This window comes from Polaromonas sp. YR568 (assembly GCF_943371715.1).
Lineage (GTDB): Bacteria > Pseudomonadota > Gammaproteobacteria > Burkholderiales > Burkholderiaceae_C > Polaromonas.
In genome coordinates this window covers 41,248-60,755 of the sequence record NZ_CALRVW010000008.1, presented here as the reverse complement: position 1 = coordinate 60,755, position 19,508 = coordinate 41,248, and the positions used below count along the sequence as shown (strand labels likewise).

Below are 19,508 nucleotides of genomic sequence, written 5' to 3'. Positions count from 1 at the left end.
AGCAGATGTGGTGCGGCTGGCGGGGATCGAACCCACGACCCTTGGCTTCGGAGGCCAATACTCTATCCACTGAGCTACAGCCGCAACGCTGAAACAAGGCATCTACCGGCGCTTTGCAGCGGGTAGTTGACCCGCAAGGGCAGGCGCTGGGCGCACTGCACTTGTGGAAGAGCCTGATTCTATCAGTCGGACAGGCCGCGTCCGGGATTTACAGGGGTGACGGCTATAATCAAAGGTTGTCGAATATGAGTTGCTTTAGTTACCGATTTTTAGTTTTTTGAGGAAGCCATGAGCGCAAACGATCCAACGACGGCCCACGAAGAAGACCACTCAGGCCCCATCAAAACCCCCAAGCAGCTCCTGCTTGCGGTCTTTTTCTCCTTTGTCGTCCCGATTTTTGCCATCATCGCGCTGGTGTATTACGTGACCTCGGACAACAAGCCTGCCGCCGGCACCGGAGATCCTGAAAAGGCCGTAGCCCAGCGCATCCAGAAAATCGGCATGGTTGAAATCCGCGATGCCAACCGTCCGCTGAAAACCGGCAGCGAAGTGTATGCAGCGCAATGCGCCGCCTGCCACGCCACCGGCGCCGCCGGCGCCCCCAAGTTCGGCGATGCAGCCGCCTGGGCGCCACGTATCAAAACCGGCTTCGAAGCGCTGTGGAACTCCGCCCTCAAGGGCAAAAATGCCATGGGTCCGCAGGGCGGCGGTGATTTTGACGATGTCGAAATCGGCAAAGCCGTGGTGCACCTGGCCAATGCCGCCGGTGCAAAGTTCGTCGAGCCGCAAAAAGCGGCAGCCGCGGCAGATGCAGGCGCTGCTGCAGCACCCGTCGCTCCAGCGGCACCTGCTGCTGCTGCTGCAGCGGCTACGCCCGCAGCCCCCGTGGTGGTGGCAGCCGCTGCGCCCGCCGCAGCGTCCAAGGCCGGTGTCGGCGAAGCGTTGTACAAACAGGCCTGCCTGGCCTGCCATGCGTCAGGTGTGGCTGGTGCGCCCAAGTTTGGCGACAAGGCTGCCTGGGCGCCACGCATCCAGACCGGTCTGGACATGCTGACGGCCAGCGTGATCAAGGGCAAAAATGCCATGCCACCCAAGGGCGGTTCTTCCGCCTCCGACGCGGATATCCGGGCTGCCGTCGAATACATGGTCAGCGCCGCCAAATAAGCGCTGTCAGCTTCTGCCAAAAAGCCGGTCTCTGACCGGCTTTTTTCATGGCCAAAACGGGCTCAAGCCCTTTCAGTGCAAGCGCGGAACGCTATTAAATCAATAGCATCAAGCAGACTGAGACTGACCACGGCTGGCGGCCGGGCTGCGCACATAACCGAAACGGGACGGCAGGTCGCGGGTGGCGACGTCCACCGGCACCCACAGGCCCTGCTCGATCGCCTCCGACGCCTGCACCATGTCCTGGGTGTGCACCAGACCAAAACCAATATCGGTTTCCAGATAGAGCCGGCCGTGTTCATCGAGAATGCAGCGCTGCACCCGCGCGGGCCGGCCGGTGTGCGCGGTCACTGAAAAATCCGGTGCGCTGCCGATACGCCAGACCAGCGGTGTCGCCTCGAGTTCGACATAAACGCGCTGCGGCCCGTTCTGGAAAAACCACTGGCCGGCCGGATCACCTTCGTAGTTGCGGGCGATGAAGTCGATCAGTTTGTCGTGTTTGAGCAGCGACCCCTTGCCCGCTGCCGCGCCGCCGGCAAAGGGGCCCGCCGCCTGGGCCTGGTCATCGCGCATGTACCAGTTGCCGCGCGCATCCAGGCCCAGCCAGCCGTAGCAGTGCGGGACGTTGGGCCACTTCGCAATGGCCTGGCGAACAATGTCATCCATGCGGTCTATTTTGCCCCGCTGGCTGTTGCGCCGAGCTGCGCTGAGAAAAAACCGCACACCGCCTCGGGCATGGCGCGCACGTGGCCCGGAAAAGGCGCCGAGGGGAAGCCGACGTGGCCGCCCTCGCGCGGCTGCCAGAGTGTCACGGCCGCACTCACATCGCCGGCCTGCGGCAGGCTGGCGGCCGGAATGAACGGGTCGTTGAGGGCATTGAGCGCCAGCGCCGGGACCACGATGCGGCGCAGGTGCGGCTTGGCCGAGGCGCGCGTCCAGTAGTCTTCGGTGTTCCTGAACCCGTGCAGAGGTGCCGTGACGATATTGTCGAAGGCATACAGGTCGCGCGCCGCGCGCAGGGCGTCGGCACTGAAGAGGCCCGGGTGCTGCTCCAGCTTCTTCAGCGCCTTGGGCACCATGGAGTTCAGGAACATGCGGGTGTAGACCAGGCGGTTGAAACCCCGGCCGATTGCGTGGCCGCTGGCCGCCAGATCCAGCGGGGAGCAGACCGAGGCGACGGCGTCCACCACCCGGCCCGCCGAATTTTCCATTTCGGCGGCCCAGCGCATCAGCGCATTGCCGCCCAGCGAAATGCCGACGGCAAACAGCGGTCCGGCGTGGCCGGCCCGGAAGCGCCGCAGGATCCAGTCGATCTCCTCGAAGTCACCCGAATGGTAGGCACGCGGGGCGCGGTTGAGCTCGCCCGAGCAGCCGCGGAAATGTGGCACGGCGCAGGCCCAGCCGCGCACGCGGGCGACATCGGCAAATGCTTCTGCATAGTGGCTGGCGGAGGACCCTTCCAGGCCATGGAACACCACCAGCAGGGGCGCCTGCCCCGACGCGGCGCCCGCGCTGGCGTGGCGCGCGAAGTCCACATCGACAAAATCATCGTCGGGGGTGGTCCAGCGCTCGCGGCGAAAGCTCGGTGCCTCGGCCAGGTAACGCTGCGAACGCAGCGCGGCATAAATGGTCTGCAGGTTGCCGCCGGGCAGCCACCACGGTGCGTCGTAAAACATCGCGTCTTCCGCCTCAGTGCAGCACTTGCGGGCTGTCCGAGATTTCCTGCATCTCGCGGGGCGTGCCGGGGCTGGCATGGTGGGCCACCAGGCGCCAGCCCTGCGCCGTCTTGTGGTACACGTTGGTGGCGATCACATAGGCGTGGCGCGGGCCTTCTTCGGTCATGACCTCGATGCGTTCGAGCACGCTGTGCACGCTGGCGCCCAGGGCTTCGATCTTTCGGACTTTTTCGGCATGCGCCCGGATGCTGCCGTTGGCAAACATGGCATCGAAGGCGGCGCGTATCGCACCCGCGCCCACGAGCCGGGGCCCGCCGGGGTGGACACAGACAATGTCGTCTTCGTCGGCCCAGCAGGCCATCAGCCGCTCGATGTCGCCGCCCTGCAGCGCCTCGTAAAAAGCCGTCTCGATCTCGTCGGCGTTGCCGTTGCTGGCCGGGGAAACTTGGGGTTTTCGCATGGGGAGTAGGAGGGTGTGCGTGTTCAGTCCGCCTGGGAATCTTGCCCTGTATTAAGCCACGCCCGCACCACCTCCTGCATGTGGGGCGCCTGCACCGCCTGCCACAACAGCTCCGGCGCCACCACATGAATGCCCGCCGGCAACATTCGCAGGACCACATCCACGAACTCGGCCAGCCGGGCGGGCCGCACCGGTTGCGCTGCCGCCGGGATCATGTACCTGAAGGTCGAAAGCATCCAGGCCGCGACCTTCTCCGGCCAGCTGCCGCCGCGCGGCGCCGGTTGCTTTTGCGCCGACCGCACCAGCAGCACCCTTTCGAAGCCCAGCGCGGCCACCTGCTGCTCGTCAATGCTGGCCAGGCCGTGGCGCAGCGCCTGCGGCAGCCGGCCCGGTGCATGGGGCAGCACCAGCACCAGGGTCTGGACGCCACAACGCCTGAGCCACTGCGCCAGCGCGGGCAGTTGCGCCGGCTGTGGCGTCCAGAGCGCGCGCTCCCGGTCATGGTAGAGCCGGGGCGGCTCGAACATCACCACACCGGTCTGTACCGGTAGCGGGCGCACCGGCCAGGCAGCGATGTCCTCGCCGCGCACGGCCGTTATCGAGACCTGCGCCAGCCCGGTGCTCATGGGCTCGTGCGCCAGCACGTGGGTGTGCGCAAAGCCGCCGCTGCCGGCCAGCCGGCGCAGGACCTCGCTGCCCAGCGCGCCGGTGGCGCCGGCCACGATCAGGCCCGGTCGCACAGCGAGCGCGGCGGGCTGCGTGCGCAGCGAGGCCTGCAACACCTGCCGCGGATCAAGGGCCTGGAGGGAGGAAAGAAGAAGGTCTGGCGACATTCGACTATGGTAGTGTTGCAGCTTGCACTTTTGGAGGCTTGCCATGAAATCACGCTTTTTCAGCCGGGGCCTTGCCGGCCTTTTCACCGCTCTGGCCCTGCTGCTGTCGGGCTGCGGCTACAACGACTTCCAGCGCCTGGACGAGCAGACCAAGTCGGCCTGGTCGGAGGTCCTCAACCAGTACCAGCGCCGCGCCGACCTGGTGCCCAACATCGTTGCCACCGTCAAGGGTGAGGCCAATTTCGAGCAGGAAACCCTGACCAAGGTGGTGGAAGCCCGGGCCAAGGCCACCTCGATGCAGGTGACGCCTGAGACCCTGAACAACCCCGAAGCCTTTGCGAAATTCCAGGCGGCGCAGGGTGAACTCAGTTCGGCCCTGTCCCGCCTGCTGGTGGTGACGGAAAACTACCCCAACCTCAAGGCCAACCAGGGCTTTCAGGACCTGCGCGTGCAACTCGAGGGCACGGAAAACCGCATCACGGTGGCGCGCAACCGCTACATCCAGGCGGTGCAGGCCTACAACGTGCTCGCACGCAGCTTTCCGAACAACCTGACGGCCATGGTGTTCGGCTACACGGTCAAACCCACCTTCAGCGTGCAGAACGAGGCACAGATCTCGACGCCACCGACCGTGGACTTCAACAAGAAATAAGCGACCAGCGCCTTGCCGACCGTGCGCAGCCTTCTGCTTTGCTTCCCGGGCCGGGCTGCGCTCGGCGCATCAGTTCGCGCCATGCTGGGCGGGTTGCTGGCCACCGGCCTGCTGTTCAGCGCCCCGACAACCCGGGCGCAGGACGTGCTGCCCGTGCCGGCCCTGACGGCGCGTGTGATGGACAGCACCGGCACGCTCGATGCCGCGCAGCGCCAGGCGCTGGAGGCCAAACTCGCAGCTTTTGAGCAGGCGCGCGGCGCGCAGGTGGTGGTGCTGATGGTGCCGACCACCGCGCCGGAGGACATCGCCGCCTATGCGCAGCGGGTTGGCGACAGCTGGAAGATCGGACGCAAGGACGTCGGCGACGGGCTGTTGCTCGTGGTGGCGAAAAACGACCGCAAGGTGCGCATCGAAACCACCAAGACGCTGGAGGGCGCGATCCCCGACCTGGCAGCGCGCCAGATCATCGACCGCGCCATCACGCCGCGCTTCCGGCAGGGCGACTTTGCCGGCGGGCTCGACGCGGCCACCGACCAGATCATCGCCCTGATCAAGGGGGAAAACCTGCCTGTGCCCGATGCGCAGGCTGGCAGCCCGGGCGGCAAGGGGTTCAACTGGACCGACATCGCGGTGTTCCTGTTTTTTGCGGTTCCGATCGGTGCCCGGCTGATGTCGGGCATCTTCGGCCGCAAGCTGGGCGCCCTGGTGACCGGCGGCGCGGTCGGCGGCCTGGCCTGGTTTTTCACCAGCAGCCTGCTGATTGGCGGTGTCGCCACACTGATAGGCGCGGTGTTTGCGCTGATCGCCAGCGTGGGCTCGCTGGGATCCGTCGGGCGCGGGGGACGGTCCTCTGGCTGGGGCGGTGGCGGCTTTGGCGGTGGCGGTGGCGGTGGCGGCGGCTGGGGCGGCGGCGGCGGGGGTGGTTTCAGCAGCGGCGGCGGTGGCGATTTCGGCGGCGGCGGCGCATCGGGGAGCTGGTGAACACCATGATCCACAAGCTCAAGACCCTGATCCGGCACCTGTGGCTGGATACCTCCGACACGGCGCGGGCCATTCCGCCCGACCTGCTGGACCGGCTGGCGCGGCGCGTGGCGGCCAGCGAGCGGCGCCACAGCGGCGAGATCCGCATCTGTGTCGAGTCTTCACTGCCCGCCAGCTACCTGTGGCGGCTGGACAGCAACACCCCCCTCAGCGCCCTCATACGCGAACGTGCGGTGATGATGTTTGGCAAATTGCGCGTCTGGGATACCGAGTACAACAACGGCGTGCTGATCTATGTGCTGCTGGCCGAACACGCCATCGAGATCGTGGCCGACCGCGGCGTGGCCAGGCATGTGAGCCCGGCGCAGTGGCAGGCCATGGTGGCCCACATGGCCAGTGCGTTTCGGGAGAAGCGTTATGAAGACGGGCTGACCCAGGCGCTGGAAGAAACCTCGGCGGTGCTGATGCAGCACTTTGCCGTCCCCGCAGGCACTGGCGACGCCGAGCCGGGTCCCAACGAACTGCCCGACACGCCCTTGCTGAGGTAAGCCAGCCGGCTCAGGGCACCATGAGCACGCCCAAGGCGGCAACCACAGCCACCAATACGAGAAGCCGCTTCAGCCACACGTGGCGCAACCGTCTGGCCTTGTGCCCGGGCTCCAACTCTTCCGCCCACGTCAAACTGTCCAGAATGCTGTCCATTGGTGTCGCCTTGTCTTCCGGTTGAACTCTTCAAGACAATAACGCCCGCCGGCGCGCCCTGCTGACTCTTCTCGTGTCGAGTTGTTACTTGCAGCATTTGCGCCACAGCTCCGCGCGGCGCTGATGCATCAGGCCTCAGGCGTCAGGCGTCAGGCAGCTGCCACACTCTGGAGTCACCGACCGGGTACAGCCGGCGCCCAGGCTGGCGCGGCACCTTCCAGCCGCCGGTGAATTCGCCGAAGGCCGGCAGGATCAGCAGCCCCGCCTCCAGACAGAAGCAAGGCAGGCGCACGTTATCGCGGCCGGCGCCGTACAGGCTCAGCGCCGGATGCAGGTGGCCGGCGATCACACCCAGCGTCTCATGGCTTTGCGGGTGATGGCAGGCTGCAAACGGGCCGATCGCAAAAGGCTCATCGACCACACGAATGCCGAGTGACGCCGGCGGATCGCCGGCGCGGCTGTCGTGGTTGCCGCGCACCAGCACGCAATCAAGCGCGCCGGAACTTTCGCGCCAGGCGGCCAGGCCCTCCAGCACCGAAGGCGTGCGGGCCTGGGCCGCATGCAGCAAGTCCCCCAGGAAGACGAGCTGCACCGGCCGGTAGTGCAGCAGCAAGGCACTGAGCCGCGCCAGGTTTTCGCGCGTGGTACCCGCAGGCACGGGCTGGCCCAGCGCGCGGTAGGTGGCGGCTTTGCCGAGGTGAAGGTCGGCCACAAACAGCACGCGGCCGGCGGGCCACCACAAGGCGCGATCGGGTAGCAGACAGACGGTTTCGCCTGCGTAAGTCACAGGAAGCGGCGGGCTGGGTGGCGTGTGATCCTCTTGCGTCATCAAAGCAATGGTAGCGGCCTGGAGGGCTTGCGTTCACGGCGCGCACGGCCGCGGCCATTGCCATTGCCATTGCCTGAAGGCGAGTTCTCCTGCCCAAAGGCCAGCGTGCCCTTGACCTGCTCAACGCCGCCCACCGCGACGGACCCGCCGGCGGCCTTCTCGAGCAGCGCCACCATGCGCGCGATGCGGTCGGCCAGGCTTTCGTTGCTGAGTTTTTCACGAAACAGTTCCACCATCAGCGGAAACGCAAACGGTGTGGGCCGCTCCAGCGTTTGCAACACGAGCTGCTGCGTGTTCATGCGCGCCAGGCTGGCGCGCAGCCGGCCAATTTCAAGCTCCTGCGCGAGCAGCTCCTGCTCGGCCTGCATGAGCAGGCGGTTGGCCGGGTCGTATTTTCGGAACACTTCCCAGAACAGCGAGGACGAGGCCTGCAGCTGCTTGTTGCTGCGCTTTTCACCGGGATAGCCTTGGAAGATCAGACCCGAGACGCGCGCGATTTCGCGAAAGCGGCGCTGCGCGAGCTCACTCGCGTTGAGGCTTTGCAGCACCTCGTGCAACAACGCCTCGCCAGGGCCGGCCTCCAGCACTTGCGGCAGCAGCGTGGGCCAGTCCACCTCGGTCGCGCTGAGCAGCTCGAAGCCGTAGTCATTGACCGCGATGGAGAAGGTGCGCGGCGCATGCTGGGCGACGCGCCAGGCGATCAGGTTGGCCAGGCCCAGGTGCACATGGCGGCCCGCGAAGGGATACAGGAAAAGATGCCAGCCTTCGCGCGTTTTCAGCAATTCGGCCAGCAGCGTCTGCGGTGTGGGCAGCGCCGACCATTGCTGCTGGATGTCCAGCAGCGGCCGCACGCATTGCAGCTCAGGCGTATCGTAATGCCCCTCGCCGGCCAGCGCGAGTTGCCGCACCACCGCATCGGCCAGCGTGGTGGACAAGGGCATGCGCCCGCCGTTCCAGCGCGGCACGGCTGGCCGCTTGCCGCTGGCGCGCCGCACCCAGGCCGTCATGTCGTGGATGCGCACCAGTTCCAGCAGCCGTCCGCCGAAAAGAAAACAGTCACCGGGCTGGAGGCGCGCGGCAAAACTTTCCTCAACGCTGCCGATGCGGCCGCCGCCCAGGTATTGCACCGACATGCTGGCGTCGCTGACGATGGTGCCGATGTTCATGCGGTGGCGCCGCGCCAGCCGCGCATCGGGCACGCGCCAGACACCCGCCTCGTCGGGCACGGCGCGGCGGTAGTCGGGGTAGGCGGACAGCGAAGGTCCGCCCTGGCGCACAAAGGACAAACACCAGTCCCAGTTCTCGCGCGAGAGGCCAGCATAGGCCGCCGTGCCGCGCACTTCCTCGTAGAGCGCATCGGGTACAAAGCCGCCGCCCAGCGCCACGGTGACCAGGTGCTGCACCAGCACGTCCAGCGGCTGCTCGGGCGAAAAGCGCGCCTCGATATGACCGGCCGCGATGGCGGCGCGCGCTGCGGCGCCTTCCACAATTTCGATGCTGTGCGTGGGCACCAGCGTGATGCGTGAGGGCCGACCCGGCGCATGGCCGGAGCGCCCGGCGCGCTGCAGCAGCCGCGCCACACCTTTGGGGGATCCGATCTGCAGCACGCGCTCGACCGGCAGGAAATCCACGCCCAGATCCAGGCTGGAGGTGCAGACCACGGCGCGCAGCTCGCCTTTTTTGAGACCGGCTTCCACCCACTCACGCACTTCGCGGTCCAGCGAGCCGTGGTGCAGCGCGATCAGCCCGGCCCACTCCGGCTTGGCTTCGAGCAAGGCCTGGTACCAGATCTCCGACTGCGAACGCGTGTTGGTGAACACCAGGGTGGTGCTGCTTCCCGCGATCTCTTCAATCACCTGCGGCAGCATGGTCAGGCCGAGGTGGCCGCCCCACGGAAAACGCTCGGCGCGGCCGGGCAGCAGCGAATCGATGACCAGCTTCTTGGGCACCTGGCCCTGCACCAGCGTGCCACCACCGTGGCCCAGCAAGGTGTGCATGGCCTCTTCCAGGTTACCCAGGGTGGCGGACATGCCCCACACACAGAGTTCGGGGTTCCAGTGTCGCAACCGGGCCAGGGCGAGTTGCACCTGCACGCCGCGCTTGTTGCCGAGCAGATCGTGCCATTCATCGACGACCACCATCCTGACGCCGCCGAGGACGTCTTTGGCATCGGCACGCGCAAGCAGGAGGGACAGGCTTTCCGGCGTGGTCACCAGCACGGTGGGCAGGCGATTGTTTTGCGCCGTGCGCTCGGCGGCCGCGGTATCACCGCTGCGGGCGCCCGCGCTCCAGACGCTGGCCGCCTGTTCACCTTGCAGGACCTCGAGCGGCTGCTGCAGCGCGCGCAGTGTGTCGGCAGCGAGTGCGCGCATGGGCGTGATCCACAACACCGTCAGCGCGCTGGCCGGCGCCGGTTTGCCGGGCGCCTTGGTCGCGCGCGGCGCGGGGGGCTTCGTCATGAAGGCCATCAGTGCGCCCAGCCACACCGCATAGGTTTTCCCGGCGCCCGTGGTCGCATGCAGCAGGCCCGACTGCCCTTGGGCAATCGCCTTCCAGACATCACGCTGGAATTTGAAAGGCTTCCAGCCGCGTGTCTCGAACCAGGCGGTGAGGGCTTTTTTGACGGCGGCGTTCTGGCTCATGAGGGCAGCAACGCGGCCAGCGTCTCCAGGGTGTCGGCTTCGTCGACCGGCTTGTCTTCGCGCCAGCGCAGCATGCGCGGAAAACGAACTGCGATGCCGCTTTTGTGCCGGTTGCTGCGCGCGATGCCTTCAAAACCGAGTTCGAACACCAGCGTGGGCTTGACGCTGCGCACCGGTCCGAAGCTTTCAACCGTGGTTTTGCGGATCACCGCATCGACACGGCCCATCTCTTCGTCGGTCAGGCCCGAATAGGCCTTGGCAAAAGGGACCAGCTTGCGCTCGGACATCCCGGGCGGCGCGTCCCAGACGGCGAAGGTGTAGTCGCTGTAGAGGCTGGCTCGCCGGCCGTGGCCGCGCTGCGCATAGATCAGCACCGCATCGATGCTGAGCGGGTCTATCTTCCACTTCCACCAGGTGCCGACGTCCTTGGTGCGGCCCACGCCGTAGGCGGCCTGTCGCTGCTTGAGCATCATGCCTTCGACGCCCATCTCGCGCGCGGCTTCGCGCTGGCGTGCGAGGTCCTGCCAGCTCTCACCCGCCAGCATGGGACTGGCAATCAGTTGCGGGTGCTGCAGCTGCGTAACGAGATCATCCATCAGCACGCGGCGCCCGGCATGCGGCAAGGAACGCAAGTCGCGCCCCTGCCACTCGATCAGGTCGTAGACCAGCAAGACCACGGGAACGTCGCGCAGCAGCTTGGCGCCCAGCGTCTTGCGGCCTATGCGTTTTTGCAGCTCGGCGAAAGGCCGGACCTTGTCTTCGCGCCAGACGGCGATCTCGCCGTCGAGCACCGTGCCGTCGGGCAGCGCCTCGCCCATGGCGGCGAGTTCGGGAAAGCGCTCGGTCACGAGTTCTTCGCCGCGTGACCACAGCCAGACCTGGCCGGCACGCTTGACCAGTTGCGCGCGAATGCCGTCCCACTTCCACTCGACCAGCCAGTCTGCAGGCGGGCCCAGCACGGCATCGAACTGATCGATGCTGATGTTGAAAGGGTGCGCGAGGAAGAAGGGATAAGGCTGGCCGCTGGTCTTCTGGTTCAGCTCGCCGCTGCTTTCGGCGGCCACCAGCGCGGCGTAGTCGGCGGCTGTGGGCTGGCCGCTGATGTGGGTGTAGCCCATGAGGCGCTGGGCCACGCGCTTGGGGTCAACGCCGGCGACGCCCGCCAGCGCCTGCGTCACCTGCAGGCGAGAGACGCCGACACGAAAGCTGCCGGTCATGAGCTTGAAGTAGACCAGCCGCTCCTCAGGTGCCAGGCGGCGCCACTGCGCGCGTAAAGTGTCGGGCAGCGCGTCCGGGTTGACTTTTCCCAGCGCGCGCAGCGGCAGCAGGTGCTGCTCCACCCACGCGGCGAGGCCGAGTTCGTGTTGCTCGGTGGGTGGCGGCAAAAGCAGCGAGATCGTCTCGGCGAGGTCGCCTACCGCCTCGTAGCTTTCGTCGAACAGCCACTCGGGCAGGCCGGCTGCTTCTTGCGCGAGCAGGCGCAGCAGCTTGGTCGGCACCAACTGACGCGGCTTGCCGCCCGCCAGAAAGTAGACAGCCCAGGCAGCATCGGCCGGCGCCGCGTCCTGCAGGTAGCGCTGCAGCGCCGCCTGCTTGGCCAGGCTGGAAGTGGTCGCGTCGAGTTCGCGGTAAAGCGCGGCAAAGGCTTTCATGCGGCGCCGGTTTCACCGTCTGCGCTGGCCGCCGCCTCTGATGGCGGCTCGGGCACGGCCCGGTCGGCCACGTCCTCGTCGCCGTACTCGGTCTTGAAGCCTTCAGCTCGCAGGCCGCTTTCGCCGAGCCAGCGCACCAGCACCGCCACGCTGCCATGCGTGACCATGATGCGGCCGGCGCCGGTGCCGGCGATGGCACTTTGCAGGCCGGACCAGTCGGCATGGTCGGACATGACAAAACCGCGGTCCACGCCGCGCCGCCGCCGCGTGCCGCGCAATTGCATCCAGCCGCTGGCAAACGCATCCGAATAGTTGCCGAAGCGCCGGATCCACGGCGTGCCTTGGGCCGAAGGCGGCGCCAGCACCAGGGCGCGTTTGAGCAGCGCCGGCGTGACACCGGCATCGGTGACACGCAGCGTGGCCGGCAAGGCGACACCGGCCGCGCGGTACACCGCGTTCAGCGGCTCGACCGCGCCATGCACAACGATCGGGCCTATGCCGGCGTTCACGCCGTGCAGAATGCGCTGCGCCTTGCCGAAGGCGTAGCAGAACAGCACGGAGGCGCGGCCCTCGTCCGCATTGCGCTGCCACCAGGCGTTGATCTCCGCGAACAGCACCTGTTGCGTGGGCCAGCGGTAGATCGGCAGGCCGAAGGTGGACTCGGTGATGAAAGTGTCGCAAGCCACGGGCTCAAAGGGCGCGCAGGTGCCGTCAGCCTCCGTCTTGTAGTCGCCCGACGCGACCCACACTTCGCCGCGATGCTCCACCCTGACCTGCGCCGAACCGAGCACATGGCCGGCCGGATGCAGGGAGATCTTCACGCCGTTGCGCTCCTGTGTTTCACCGTAGCGAAGTGTCTGCAGCGTGATTTCGCCAAGCCGCGTGCGCAGTGTGCCTTCGCTGTCGGTGTGCGCCAGGTAGTGGCCGTGGCCGACACGCGCATGGTCCGAATGCGCATGCGTGATCACGGCGTGGCCCACAGGCCGCCAGGGGTCGATGTAAAAATCGCCCGCCGCGCAGTACAGGCCTTCCGGCCGCGCCACGATCAGGTCCATGTTTGCATTGGCTCCGTGCAGAGGCCGGACAACCGTCCCGGCAAACCAAGAGCCGGCGTTCAGACGCCGGTTGAACAACCATGCTAATCGCGCCGACCGCGGCATGCTGAGCGGCGCCAGGTGCTTGTGGTGTCAGCAAGGACTTACAGGACTGTGCCGATCGGCCAATAAAAAAGCCCCTGGCTTTCGGCAGGGGCTTGATGCGGACCGGCAGAACCGGCGACGCTTATTTCTTCTGGCGGAACTTGCGCAGCGCTGCAATCTGCGCGGCCATCACGGCCAGCTCGGACTGGGCCAGCGCGATATCGATATCGCTCTTGGCGTTTTTCAGCGCTTCCTCGGCGGCGGCTTTGGCGGCCGTGGCCTTGGCTTCGTCGAGGTCCTTGCCGCGAATGGCGGTGTCGGACAGCACCGTGACACAGTGGGGCTGCACTTCGAGCAGGCCGCCGGCCACGAACACGAACTCTTCCGAACCATCGGCCTTTTCAATACGCACAGCACCGGGCTTGATCCGGGTGATCAGCGGCGTGTGGCGTGGGTAAATCCCCAGCTCGCCCGCCTCGCCCGGCAAGGCCACGAATTTGGCCTCGCCGGAAAAGATGGACTCTTCCGCGCTGACAACATCGACATGGATGGTGTGTGAGGTGTCCATGACTTAGACCTTCTTAGCCTTCTCGAACGCCTCGTCAATCGTGCCAACCATGTAGAAAGCCTGCTCTGGCAGGTGATCACACTCGCCGGCCACGATCATCTTGAAGCCGCGAATCGTTTCAGCCAGGGTCACGTACTTGCCGGGCGAACCGGTGAACACTTCAGCCACGTGGAAAGGCTGCGACAGGAAACGCTGGATCTTGCGGGCGCGGGCCACGGCCAGCTTGTCCTCAGGCGCCAGTTCGTCCATGCCCAGAATCGCGATGATGTCGCGCAGTTCCTTGTAGCGCTGCAGCGTGCCCTGCACGGCACGGGCCGTGGCGTAGTGGTCTTCACCGACGACGTTGGGGTCGAGCTGGCGGCTGGTCGAGTCCAGCGGGTCCACCGCAGGGTAGATACCCAGCGAAGCGATGTCACGCGAAAGCACCACGGTGGAGTCCAGGTGGGCAAAGGTGGTCGCTGGCGACGGATCGGTCAAGTCATCGGCCGGCACGTAAACGGCCTGGATGGAAGTGATGGAGCCGACCTTGGTGGAGGTAATACGCTCCTGCAGGCGGCCCATTTCCTCGGCCAGCGTCGGCTGGTAACCCACGGCGGAAGGCATGCGGCCCAGCAGCGCGGACACTTCGGTACCGGCCAGCGTGTAGCGGTAAATGTTGTCCACGAAGAACAGCACGTCACGGCCTTCGTCACGGAAGGACTCGGCAATCGTCAGGCCGGTCAGCGCGACGCGCAGACGGTTGCCTGGGGGCTCGTTCATCTGGCCGTAGACCATGGCAACCTTGGACTCGCCGAGGTTCTCGAGGTTCACGACGCCGGAGTCGGCCATCTCGTGGTAGAAGTCATTGCCTTCGCGGGTACGTTCACCCACACCGGCAAACACGGACAGACCCGAGTGTGCCTTGGCGATGTTGTTGATCAGCTCCATCATGTTCACGGTCTTGCCGACGCCGGCGCCGCCGAACAGGCCGACCTTGCCGCCCTTGGCAAACGGACACACCAGGTCGATCACCTTGATGCCGGTTTCCAGTAGTTCCTGCGAAGGGCTCAACTCGTCGTAAGCCGGGGCCTTGCGGTGAATCGGGGCGGTGAGTTCCTGGCTGACGGGGCCACGCTCGTCGATCGGCGCACCCAGCACGTCCATGATGCGGCCCAGTGTGGCCTTGCCCACGGGCACCGTGATGTTGGCGCCGGTGTTGTACACCACGTTGCCGCGGCGCAGGCCGTCCGACGTGCCCAGCGCAATGGTGCGCACAATGCCGTCACCCAGCTGCTGCTGGACTTCCAGCGTCAGCGCGGAGCCTTCCATCTTGAGCGCGTCATAGATCTTGGGCATCTGGTCGCGCGCAAATTCCACGTCCACCACAGCACCAATACACTGAACAATCTTGCCTTGAGCCTGAGCCATGATTGAGTCCTTTTCCGTTCTTTAAATCTTGAATCGCGGTTTAAACCGCTGCGGCACCGGCGACGATTTCCGAAAGTTCTTTCGTGATCGCCGCTTGACGCGTTTTGTTGTAAACCAATTTGAGTTCGCCAATCACGCTGCCGGCGTTGTCCGTGGCGGCCTTCATGGCCACCATGCGGGCCGACTGCTCGGACGCCATGTTCTCGGCGACCGCCTGGTAAACCAGCGCTTCGACGTAACGGACCAGCAGGTCGTCAATGACCGTCTGTGCATCAGGCTCATAGATGTAGTCCCAGCCGTGCTGATCCTTGTCAGCCTGCAGCCGGTCTGCCGTCAGCGGCAGCAACTGCTCGACCACGGGCTCCTGGCGCATGGTGTTGATGAAGCGTGTGTAGCAAAGGTAAACCGCATTGATCTTGCCTTCGCTGTACGCGTCCAGCAGCACCTTGACCGGGCCGATCAGCTTGTCCAGATGGGGTTTGTCACCCAGCTGCGTCGCATGCGACACCACCTGCGCGCCGATCCGGTTCAGAAAGCCCAGGCCCTTGTTGCCAATGGCCACCGACTGGATGCCCTGACCCGCAGCCTGCATTTCCTTGAGCTTGACCGTGACCTGCCGCAGCAGGTTGGTGTTCAAGCCGCCGCACAGGCCCTTGTCGGTCGTGACCACGATGAAGCCGCCGGCCTTGGCCGCGTTGACCTGCATGAAGGCGTGGGTGTACTCGGGATTGGCCTGGGCCAGATTGGCCGTGATGTTGCGAATCTTGTCGCTGTATGGGCGGGCGGCGCGCATCCGTTCCTGCGCCTTGCGCATTTTGGACGCTGCCACCATTTCCATGGCTTTGGTGATCTTGCGGGTGTTTTCCACCGACTTGATCTTGCCGCGTATTTCCTTGCCTGCTGCCATATTGCTTCCTAAATGGTTTCTAAGCCCTGGGCTTTGATGTCTTCAGGTCCGAATCAGGCAAACGACTTCTTGAACGCAGCCACGGCCGTGGTCATCTCTGCCTCGGCGTCCTTGTCCATCGCCTTGGCTGCTTCGAGCTTGGCCATCAGTGCAGCGTGCTTGTCCTTGAGGTAGCTGTGCAGGCCGGCTTCAAAAGCCAGGACCTTCTTGACCTCGACATCGTCCATGAAGCCCTTGTTCACTGCGAACAGCGTGGAGGCCATGTTGGAGATGGACAGCGGCGAATACTGCGCCTGCTTGAGCAGTTCGGTCACGCGGGCACCGCGGTCCAGCTGCTTGCGGGTGGCCTCGTCCAGGTCGGAGGCGAACTGCGCAAACGCAGCGAGCTCACGGTACTGGGCCAGGTCGGTACGGATACCGCCGGACAGGTTCTTGATCAGCTTGGTCTGGGCAGCACCACCGACGCGCGACACCGAGATACCGGCGTTGATGGCGGGGCGGATACCGGCGTTGAACAGGCTGGTTTCCAGGAAAATCTGGCCGTCGGTGATCGAGATCACGTTGGTCGGCACGAAGGCGGACACGTCGCCGGCCTGCGTTTCGATGATCGGCAGGGCCGTCAGCGAACCGGTCTTGCCCTTGACTTCACCCTTGGTGAAGTCTTCGACGTATTTTTCGTTCACACGTGCAGCGCGCTCGAGCAGACGGCTGTGGAGATAGAACACGTCGCCGGGATAGGCTTCGCGGCCTGGCGGACGACGCAGCAGCAGCGAGACCTGGCGGTAAGCCACAGCCTGTTTGGACAGGTCGTCATACACAATCAGCGCGTCCTGGCCGCGGTCGCGGAAGTACTCGCCCATGGTGCAGCCGGAGTAGGCGCTGACATACTGCATGGCAGCCGATTCGGAAGCAGAAGCTGCCACGACGATGGTGTAGTCCATCGCGCCGGCTTGCTCCAGCGAACGCACCACGTTCTTGATCGACGAGGCTTTCTGGCCAATCGCGACGTAAACGCAAGAGACGCCCTGGCCCTTCTGGTTGATGATGGCGTCAATCGCCACAGCCGTCTTACCGGTCTGGCGGTCACCAATGATCAGTTCGCGCTGGCCGCGGCCGACAGGCACCATGGAGTCGATGGACTTCAGGCCGGTCTGCAGGGGCTGGTCCACCGATTTACGGGCAATCACGCCCGGTGCGACCTTTTCGATCACGTCGGTCATCTTGGCGTTGATCGGGCCCTTGCCGTCGATAGGCTGGCCGAGGGCGTTGACCACGCGGCCAAGCAGCTCGGGACCAACCGGCACTTCCAGAATGCGACCCGTGCACTTGACGGTGTCGCCTTCGGCGATGTGTTCGTATTCACCCAGAATCACGGAGCCGACCGAGTCGCGCTCGAGGTTCAGCGCCAGGCCGTAGGTGGGCGTGCCGTCCGCCGTGGGCGGGAATTCCAGCATCTCGCCCTGCATCACATCGGACAGGCCATGGACGCGGACGATGCCGTCGGACACCGACACAACGGTACCCTGGTTACGGATGTCGGCACTGACTGTCAGGCCTTCGATACGGCTCTTGATCAGTTCAGAAATTTCTGCGGGATTGAGTTGCATGACTCTTTCCTTCTTTCTATGTTGTTGGCTAAAAACCCGGGTACTGCGCCTTGGCGCCAGCTCAGGAAATCAGCGCCACTTTCATTTGCTCTAAACGGGCTTTCACCGAGGTGTCCAGCACCTCGTCACCCACCACGACACGCACGCCGCCGATCAGGTCCGGCTCCAGCTCCACCGTGAGGTTGAGCTTGCGGCCAAAGCGCTTTTCCAGCGTGCCAGCCAGATCGGCCAGTGCCGCACCCTCGAGCGCAAAGGCGCTGTACACGGTGGCATCGGACGAGCCGGTCTTCGCATTTTTCAACGCGCGGAACTGGCTGGCAATTTCCGGCAGAACGCTGATGCGCCCGTTGTCAATCACGGCACGCAGGAAGTTTTTCGCAGCTTCCGGCAGCGTTGCCTTGACAACACCGGCGATCACGTCGAACGTCTGCGACGCCGTCACGCTGGGGTTGCCGGCAAACTGCTGCAACTGGACATTGCTTGCTACAGCCGCCAGCTCATCGAGCCAGGTCGAGGTGCCGCCCAGGTCAGACCCGGAGGCCTTGAACAGGGCTTCAGCGTAAGGACGGGCAATGGTGGCTAGTTCGGCCATGGTGACACCCCTCTCAAAGTTCGGTCTTCAGGCGGCCCAGCAAGTCAGCATGCACACCGGCATTGACTTCCTTGCGCAGAATCTGCTCGGCACCCTTGACAGCCAGTGCGGCAACCTGCTCACGCAGGGTCTCACGGGCCTTGACGGTTTGCTGCTCGGCTTCGACCTTGGCAGCGGCAATGATCTTGTTGCCTTCTTCCGCGGCCTTGGCCTTGGCCTCTTCGATCATGGACTGGGCGCGGCGCTCCGCTTCAGCCAGGCGCACGGCCGACTCATTGCGCGACTTGGCAAGTTCTTCTTCCACGCGCTTGTTGGCAACGGAGAGTTCGGACTTGGCCTTGTCGGCGGCAGCGAGGCCTTCAGCGATTTTTTGGGCACGCTCGTCCAGCGCTTTCGTAATGGGCGGCCACACAAATTTCATTGTGAACCACACCAGGATCGCGAAAACAATCGCCTGGACGAACAGGGTTGCATTAATACTCACGGCAACGCCTTTCTGTCGGGGTTGTGACGATTACTTCAGCACAAAGGGATTGGCAAACGCGAACATCATCGCGATACCGACACCGATCAGGAAAGCGGCGTCGATCAGACCTGCGAGCAGGAACATCTTGGTTTGCAGTTCATTCATCAGCTCAGGCTGGCGTGCAGCTGCTTCGAGGTATTTGCTGCCCATGATGCCGATGCCGATACATGCGCCGACAGCGCCCAGGCCAATGATCAGGCCAGCGGCCAATGCGACGAGACCGAGAACGTTTTCCATTTAAAGCTCCTATGGATTTAAGTTAACTAACAAACAAAAGAAAGAGAAACCAGACCGACAAACTTAGTGATGATCGTGGGCCTGGCCCACATACACCAGGGTCAGCATCATGAAGATGAAGGCCTGCAAGGTGATGATCAGAATATGGAAGATGGCCCACACGGTGCCGGCCAGCACATGGCCGATCGGCAGCAGGACGCCAGGCAGCGACATGGCGGCAGCACCACCCATCAGGGCGATCAGCATGAAGACCAGCTCACCGGCATACATGTTGCCGAACAGTCGCATGCCGTGCGACACGGTCTTGGCAATGAACTCGATGATCTGGAACACGAAATTGAAAGGCCACAGGAGGGGATGCCCGCCAAACGGCGCACTGACCATTTCATGGAGCCAGCCGCCAAAACCCTTGATCTTGATGTTGTAGACAATGCAGATCAGCAGCACGGAGACCGACAGGCCCAGGGTGACGGAAAGATCGGCGGTCGGCACGACGCGCATGTAGGCGTGGTGCGGATCATGGCCAGTCGCCGCAAACACCAGCTCCCAGATCTTGGGCAGCAGGTCCACGGGCAGCAGGTCCATCGCATTCATCAGGAAAATCCAGACAAACACAGTCAGCGCCATGGGCGCGATCACCTTGCGGCTTTGTGCGTTGTGGATGATGCCCTTGGCCTGGCTATCAACCATCTCGACCAGGATTTCCACAGCAGCCTGGAAGCGGCCCGGCACGCCAGCTGTCGCGGCGCGTGCGGCCTTCCAGAGGAAAAAGCTGCCAACGACGCCGAGCAGCAAGGCCCAAAAAATGGAGTCGAGGTTGTACACCGAGAAGTCAATGACACCGCTCATTGGCTTGTTTTGCCAATGGGTCAGGTGGTGACCAATGTATTCGCCGGCGGTAGGTCCGTTTGCAGAAGCCATCTATCTACTCGTC

At 64.6% G+C, this 19,508-nt stretch carries 21 protein-coding genes and 1 tRNA gene; 4 read left to right on the top strand and 18 right to left on the bottom strand.

Annotated features, from left to right (window positions below):
• Positions 1-8: 8 nt before the first annotated feature.
• Positions 9-84 (bottom strand) — tRNA-Arg (locus tag AAG813_RS08090).
• Between the two features lie 204 nt (positions 85-288).
• Between AAG813_RS08090 and AAG813_RS08085 the strand changes: the two genes are divergently transcribed.
• A complete protein-coding gene (locus AAG813_RS08085) occupies positions 289-1,164 on the top strand; it encodes a c-type cytochrome (RefSeq protein WP_341913710.1) in 876 nt (291 codons plus the stop codon).
• Positions 1,165-1,272: 108 nt separating this feature from the next.
• Here AAG813_RS08085 and AAG813_RS08080 read toward each other — a convergent pair whose 3' ends face one another.
• The 4 genes from AAG813_RS08080 to AAG813_RS08065 are packed head-to-tail and all read right to left on the bottom strand — an operon-like array spanning position 1,273 to position 4,133.
• Positions 1,273-1,830 (bottom strand): DUF2946 family protein, encoded by a 558-nt coding sequence (locus AAG813_RS08080; RefSeq protein WP_341913708.1) that lies wholly within the window; start codon positions 1,828-1,830, stop codon positions 1,273-1,275.
• Positions 1,831-1,835: 5 nt separating this feature from the next.
• Positions 1,836-2,840 carry an alpha/beta fold hydrolase gene (locus AAG813_RS08075; RefSeq protein ID WP_341913705.1) on the bottom strand — a complete coding sequence of 335 codons (1,005 nt, stop codon included), beginning with the start codon at positions 2,838-2,840 and terminating at the stop codon, positions 1,836-1,838.
• A 13-nt stretch (positions 2,841-2,853) separates the two neighbouring features.
• On the bottom strand, positions 2,854-3,300 hold the full coding sequence (locus AAG813_RS08070; protein ID WP_341913703.1) for a nuclear transport factor 2 family protein: 447 nt from the start codon (positions 3,298-3,300) through the stop codon (positions 2,854-2,856).
• Between the two features lie 23 nt (positions 3,301-3,323).
• Entirely contained in the window at positions 3,324-4,133 is an 810-nt protein-coding gene (locus AAG813_RS08065; RefSeq protein ID WP_341913701.1) for a hypothetical protein, read from the bottom strand.
• Between the two features lie 43 nt (positions 4,134-4,176).
• On the opposite strand from AAG813_RS08065, the gene AAG813_RS08060 reads away from it, so the two are divergent.
• The 3 genes from AAG813_RS08060 (at position 4,177) to AAG813_RS08050 (ending at position 6,314) form a co-directional block, all read left to right on the top strand.
• The gene (locus AAG813_RS08060) at positions 4,177-4,785 is read left to right on the top strand and encodes a LemA family protein (protein WP_341913699.1); all 609 of its coding nucleotides are present in this window, start codon (positions 4,177-4,179) and stop codon (positions 4,783-4,785) included.
• An 81-nt stretch (positions 4,786-4,866) separates the two neighbouring features.
• A complete protein-coding gene (locus tag AAG813_RS08055) occupies positions 4,867-5,766 on the top strand; it encodes a TPM domain-containing protein (RefSeq protein ID WP_341913883.1) in 900 nt (299 codons plus the stop codon).
• A gap of 5 nt (positions 5,767-5,771) precedes the next feature.
• Positions 5,772-6,314, top strand: a complete 543-nt coding sequence (locus AAG813_RS08050) for a TPM domain-containing protein (RefSeq protein ID WP_341913881.1) — start codon at positions 5,772-5,774, stop codon at positions 6,312-6,314.
• 10 nt (positions 6,315-6,324) lie between these two features.
• On the opposite strand, the gene AAG813_RS08045 is transcribed toward AAG813_RS08050, so the two are convergent.
• The 13 genes from AAG813_RS08045 to atpB form a co-directional block, all read right to left on the bottom strand.
• A complete protein-coding gene (locus tag AAG813_RS08045) occupies positions 6,325-6,468 on the bottom strand; it encodes a hypothetical protein (protein WP_341913697.1) in 144 nt (47 codons plus the stop codon).
• A gap of 142 nt (positions 6,469-6,610) precedes the next feature.
• The gene (gene pdeM, locus AAG813_RS08040) at positions 6,611-7,297 is read right to left on the bottom strand and encodes a ligase-associated DNA damage response endonuclease PdeM (RefSeq protein ID WP_341913695.1); all 687 of its coding nucleotides are present in this window, start codon (positions 7,295-7,297) and stop codon (positions 6,611-6,613) included.
• Positions 7,297-9,939 (bottom strand): ligase-associated DNA damage response DEXH box helicase, encoded by a 2,643-nt coding sequence (locus AAG813_RS08035; protein ID WP_341913693.1) that lies wholly within the window; start codon positions 9,937-9,939, stop codon positions 7,297-7,299. The genes pdeM and AAG813_RS08035 overlap by 1 nt, the downstream gene beginning before the upstream one ends.
• Positions 9,936-11,591: an ATP-dependent DNA ligase gene (locus tag AAG813_RS08030; protein WP_341913691.1), complete on the bottom strand. Its 1,656-nt coding sequence runs from the start codon at positions 11,589-11,591 to the stop codon at positions 9,936-9,938. Before AAG813_RS08030 ends, AAG813_RS08035 begins: the two co-directional genes overlap by 4 nt.
• Positions 11,588-12,646, bottom strand: a complete 1,059-nt coding sequence (locus AAG813_RS08025) for a ligase-associated DNA damage response exonuclease (protein ID WP_341913689.1) — start codon at positions 12,644-12,646, stop codon at positions 11,588-11,590. The genes AAG813_RS08030 and AAG813_RS08025 overlap by 4 nt, the downstream gene beginning before the upstream one ends.
• A gap of 226 nt (positions 12,647-12,872) precedes the next feature.
• Positions 12,873-13,298: a F0F1 ATP synthase subunit epsilon gene (locus tag AAG813_RS08020; protein ID WP_096668771.1), complete on the bottom strand. Its 426-nt coding sequence runs from the start codon at positions 13,296-13,298 to the stop codon at positions 12,873-12,875.
• 3 nt (positions 13,299-13,301) lie between these two features.
• Positions 13,302-14,705, bottom strand: a complete 1,404-nt coding sequence (gene atpD, locus AAG813_RS08015) for a F0F1 ATP synthase subunit beta (protein WP_096668774.1) — start codon at positions 14,703-14,705, stop codon at positions 13,302-13,304.
• A 40-nt stretch (positions 14,706-14,745) separates the two neighbouring features.
• Positions 14,746-15,612 (bottom strand): F0F1 ATP synthase subunit gamma, encoded by an 867-nt coding sequence (gene atpG, locus AAG813_RS08010; RefSeq protein ID WP_341913684.1) that lies wholly within the window; start codon positions 15,610-15,612, stop codon positions 14,746-14,748.
• A 53-nt stretch (positions 15,613-15,665) separates the two neighbouring features.
• Complete coding sequence (gene atpA, locus AAG813_RS08005) at positions 15,666-17,219, bottom strand: F0F1 ATP synthase subunit alpha (RefSeq protein WP_096668778.1); 1,554 nt, start codon at positions 17,217-17,219, stop codon at positions 15,666-15,668.
• Positions 17,220-17,280: 61 nt separating this feature from the next.
• On the bottom strand, positions 17,281-17,811 hold the full coding sequence (locus tag AAG813_RS08000; protein WP_341913681.1) for a F0F1 ATP synthase subunit delta: 531 nt from the start codon (positions 17,809-17,811) through the stop codon (positions 17,281-17,283).
• A 13-nt stretch (positions 17,812-17,824) separates the two neighbouring features.
• The gene (locus AAG813_RS07995; RefSeq protein ID WP_096668782.1) at positions 17,825-18,295 is read right to left on the bottom strand and encodes a F0F1 ATP synthase subunit B; all 471 of its coding nucleotides are present in this window, start codon (positions 18,293-18,295) and stop codon (positions 17,825-17,827) included.
• A 30-nt stretch (positions 18,296-18,325) separates the two neighbouring features.
• Positions 18,326-18,574: a F0F1 ATP synthase subunit C gene (atpE, locus tag AAG813_RS07990; RefSeq protein ID WP_096668784.1), complete on the bottom strand. Its 249-nt coding sequence runs from the start codon at positions 18,572-18,574 to the stop codon at positions 18,326-18,328.
• Positions 18,575-18,637: 63 nt separating this feature from the next.
• Positions 18,638-19,495: a F0F1 ATP synthase subunit A gene (atpB, locus tag AAG813_RS07985; protein WP_341913675.1), complete on the bottom strand. Its 858-nt coding sequence runs from the start codon at positions 19,493-19,495 to the stop codon at positions 18,638-18,640.
• Positions 19,496-19,508: the final 13 nt, after the last annotated feature.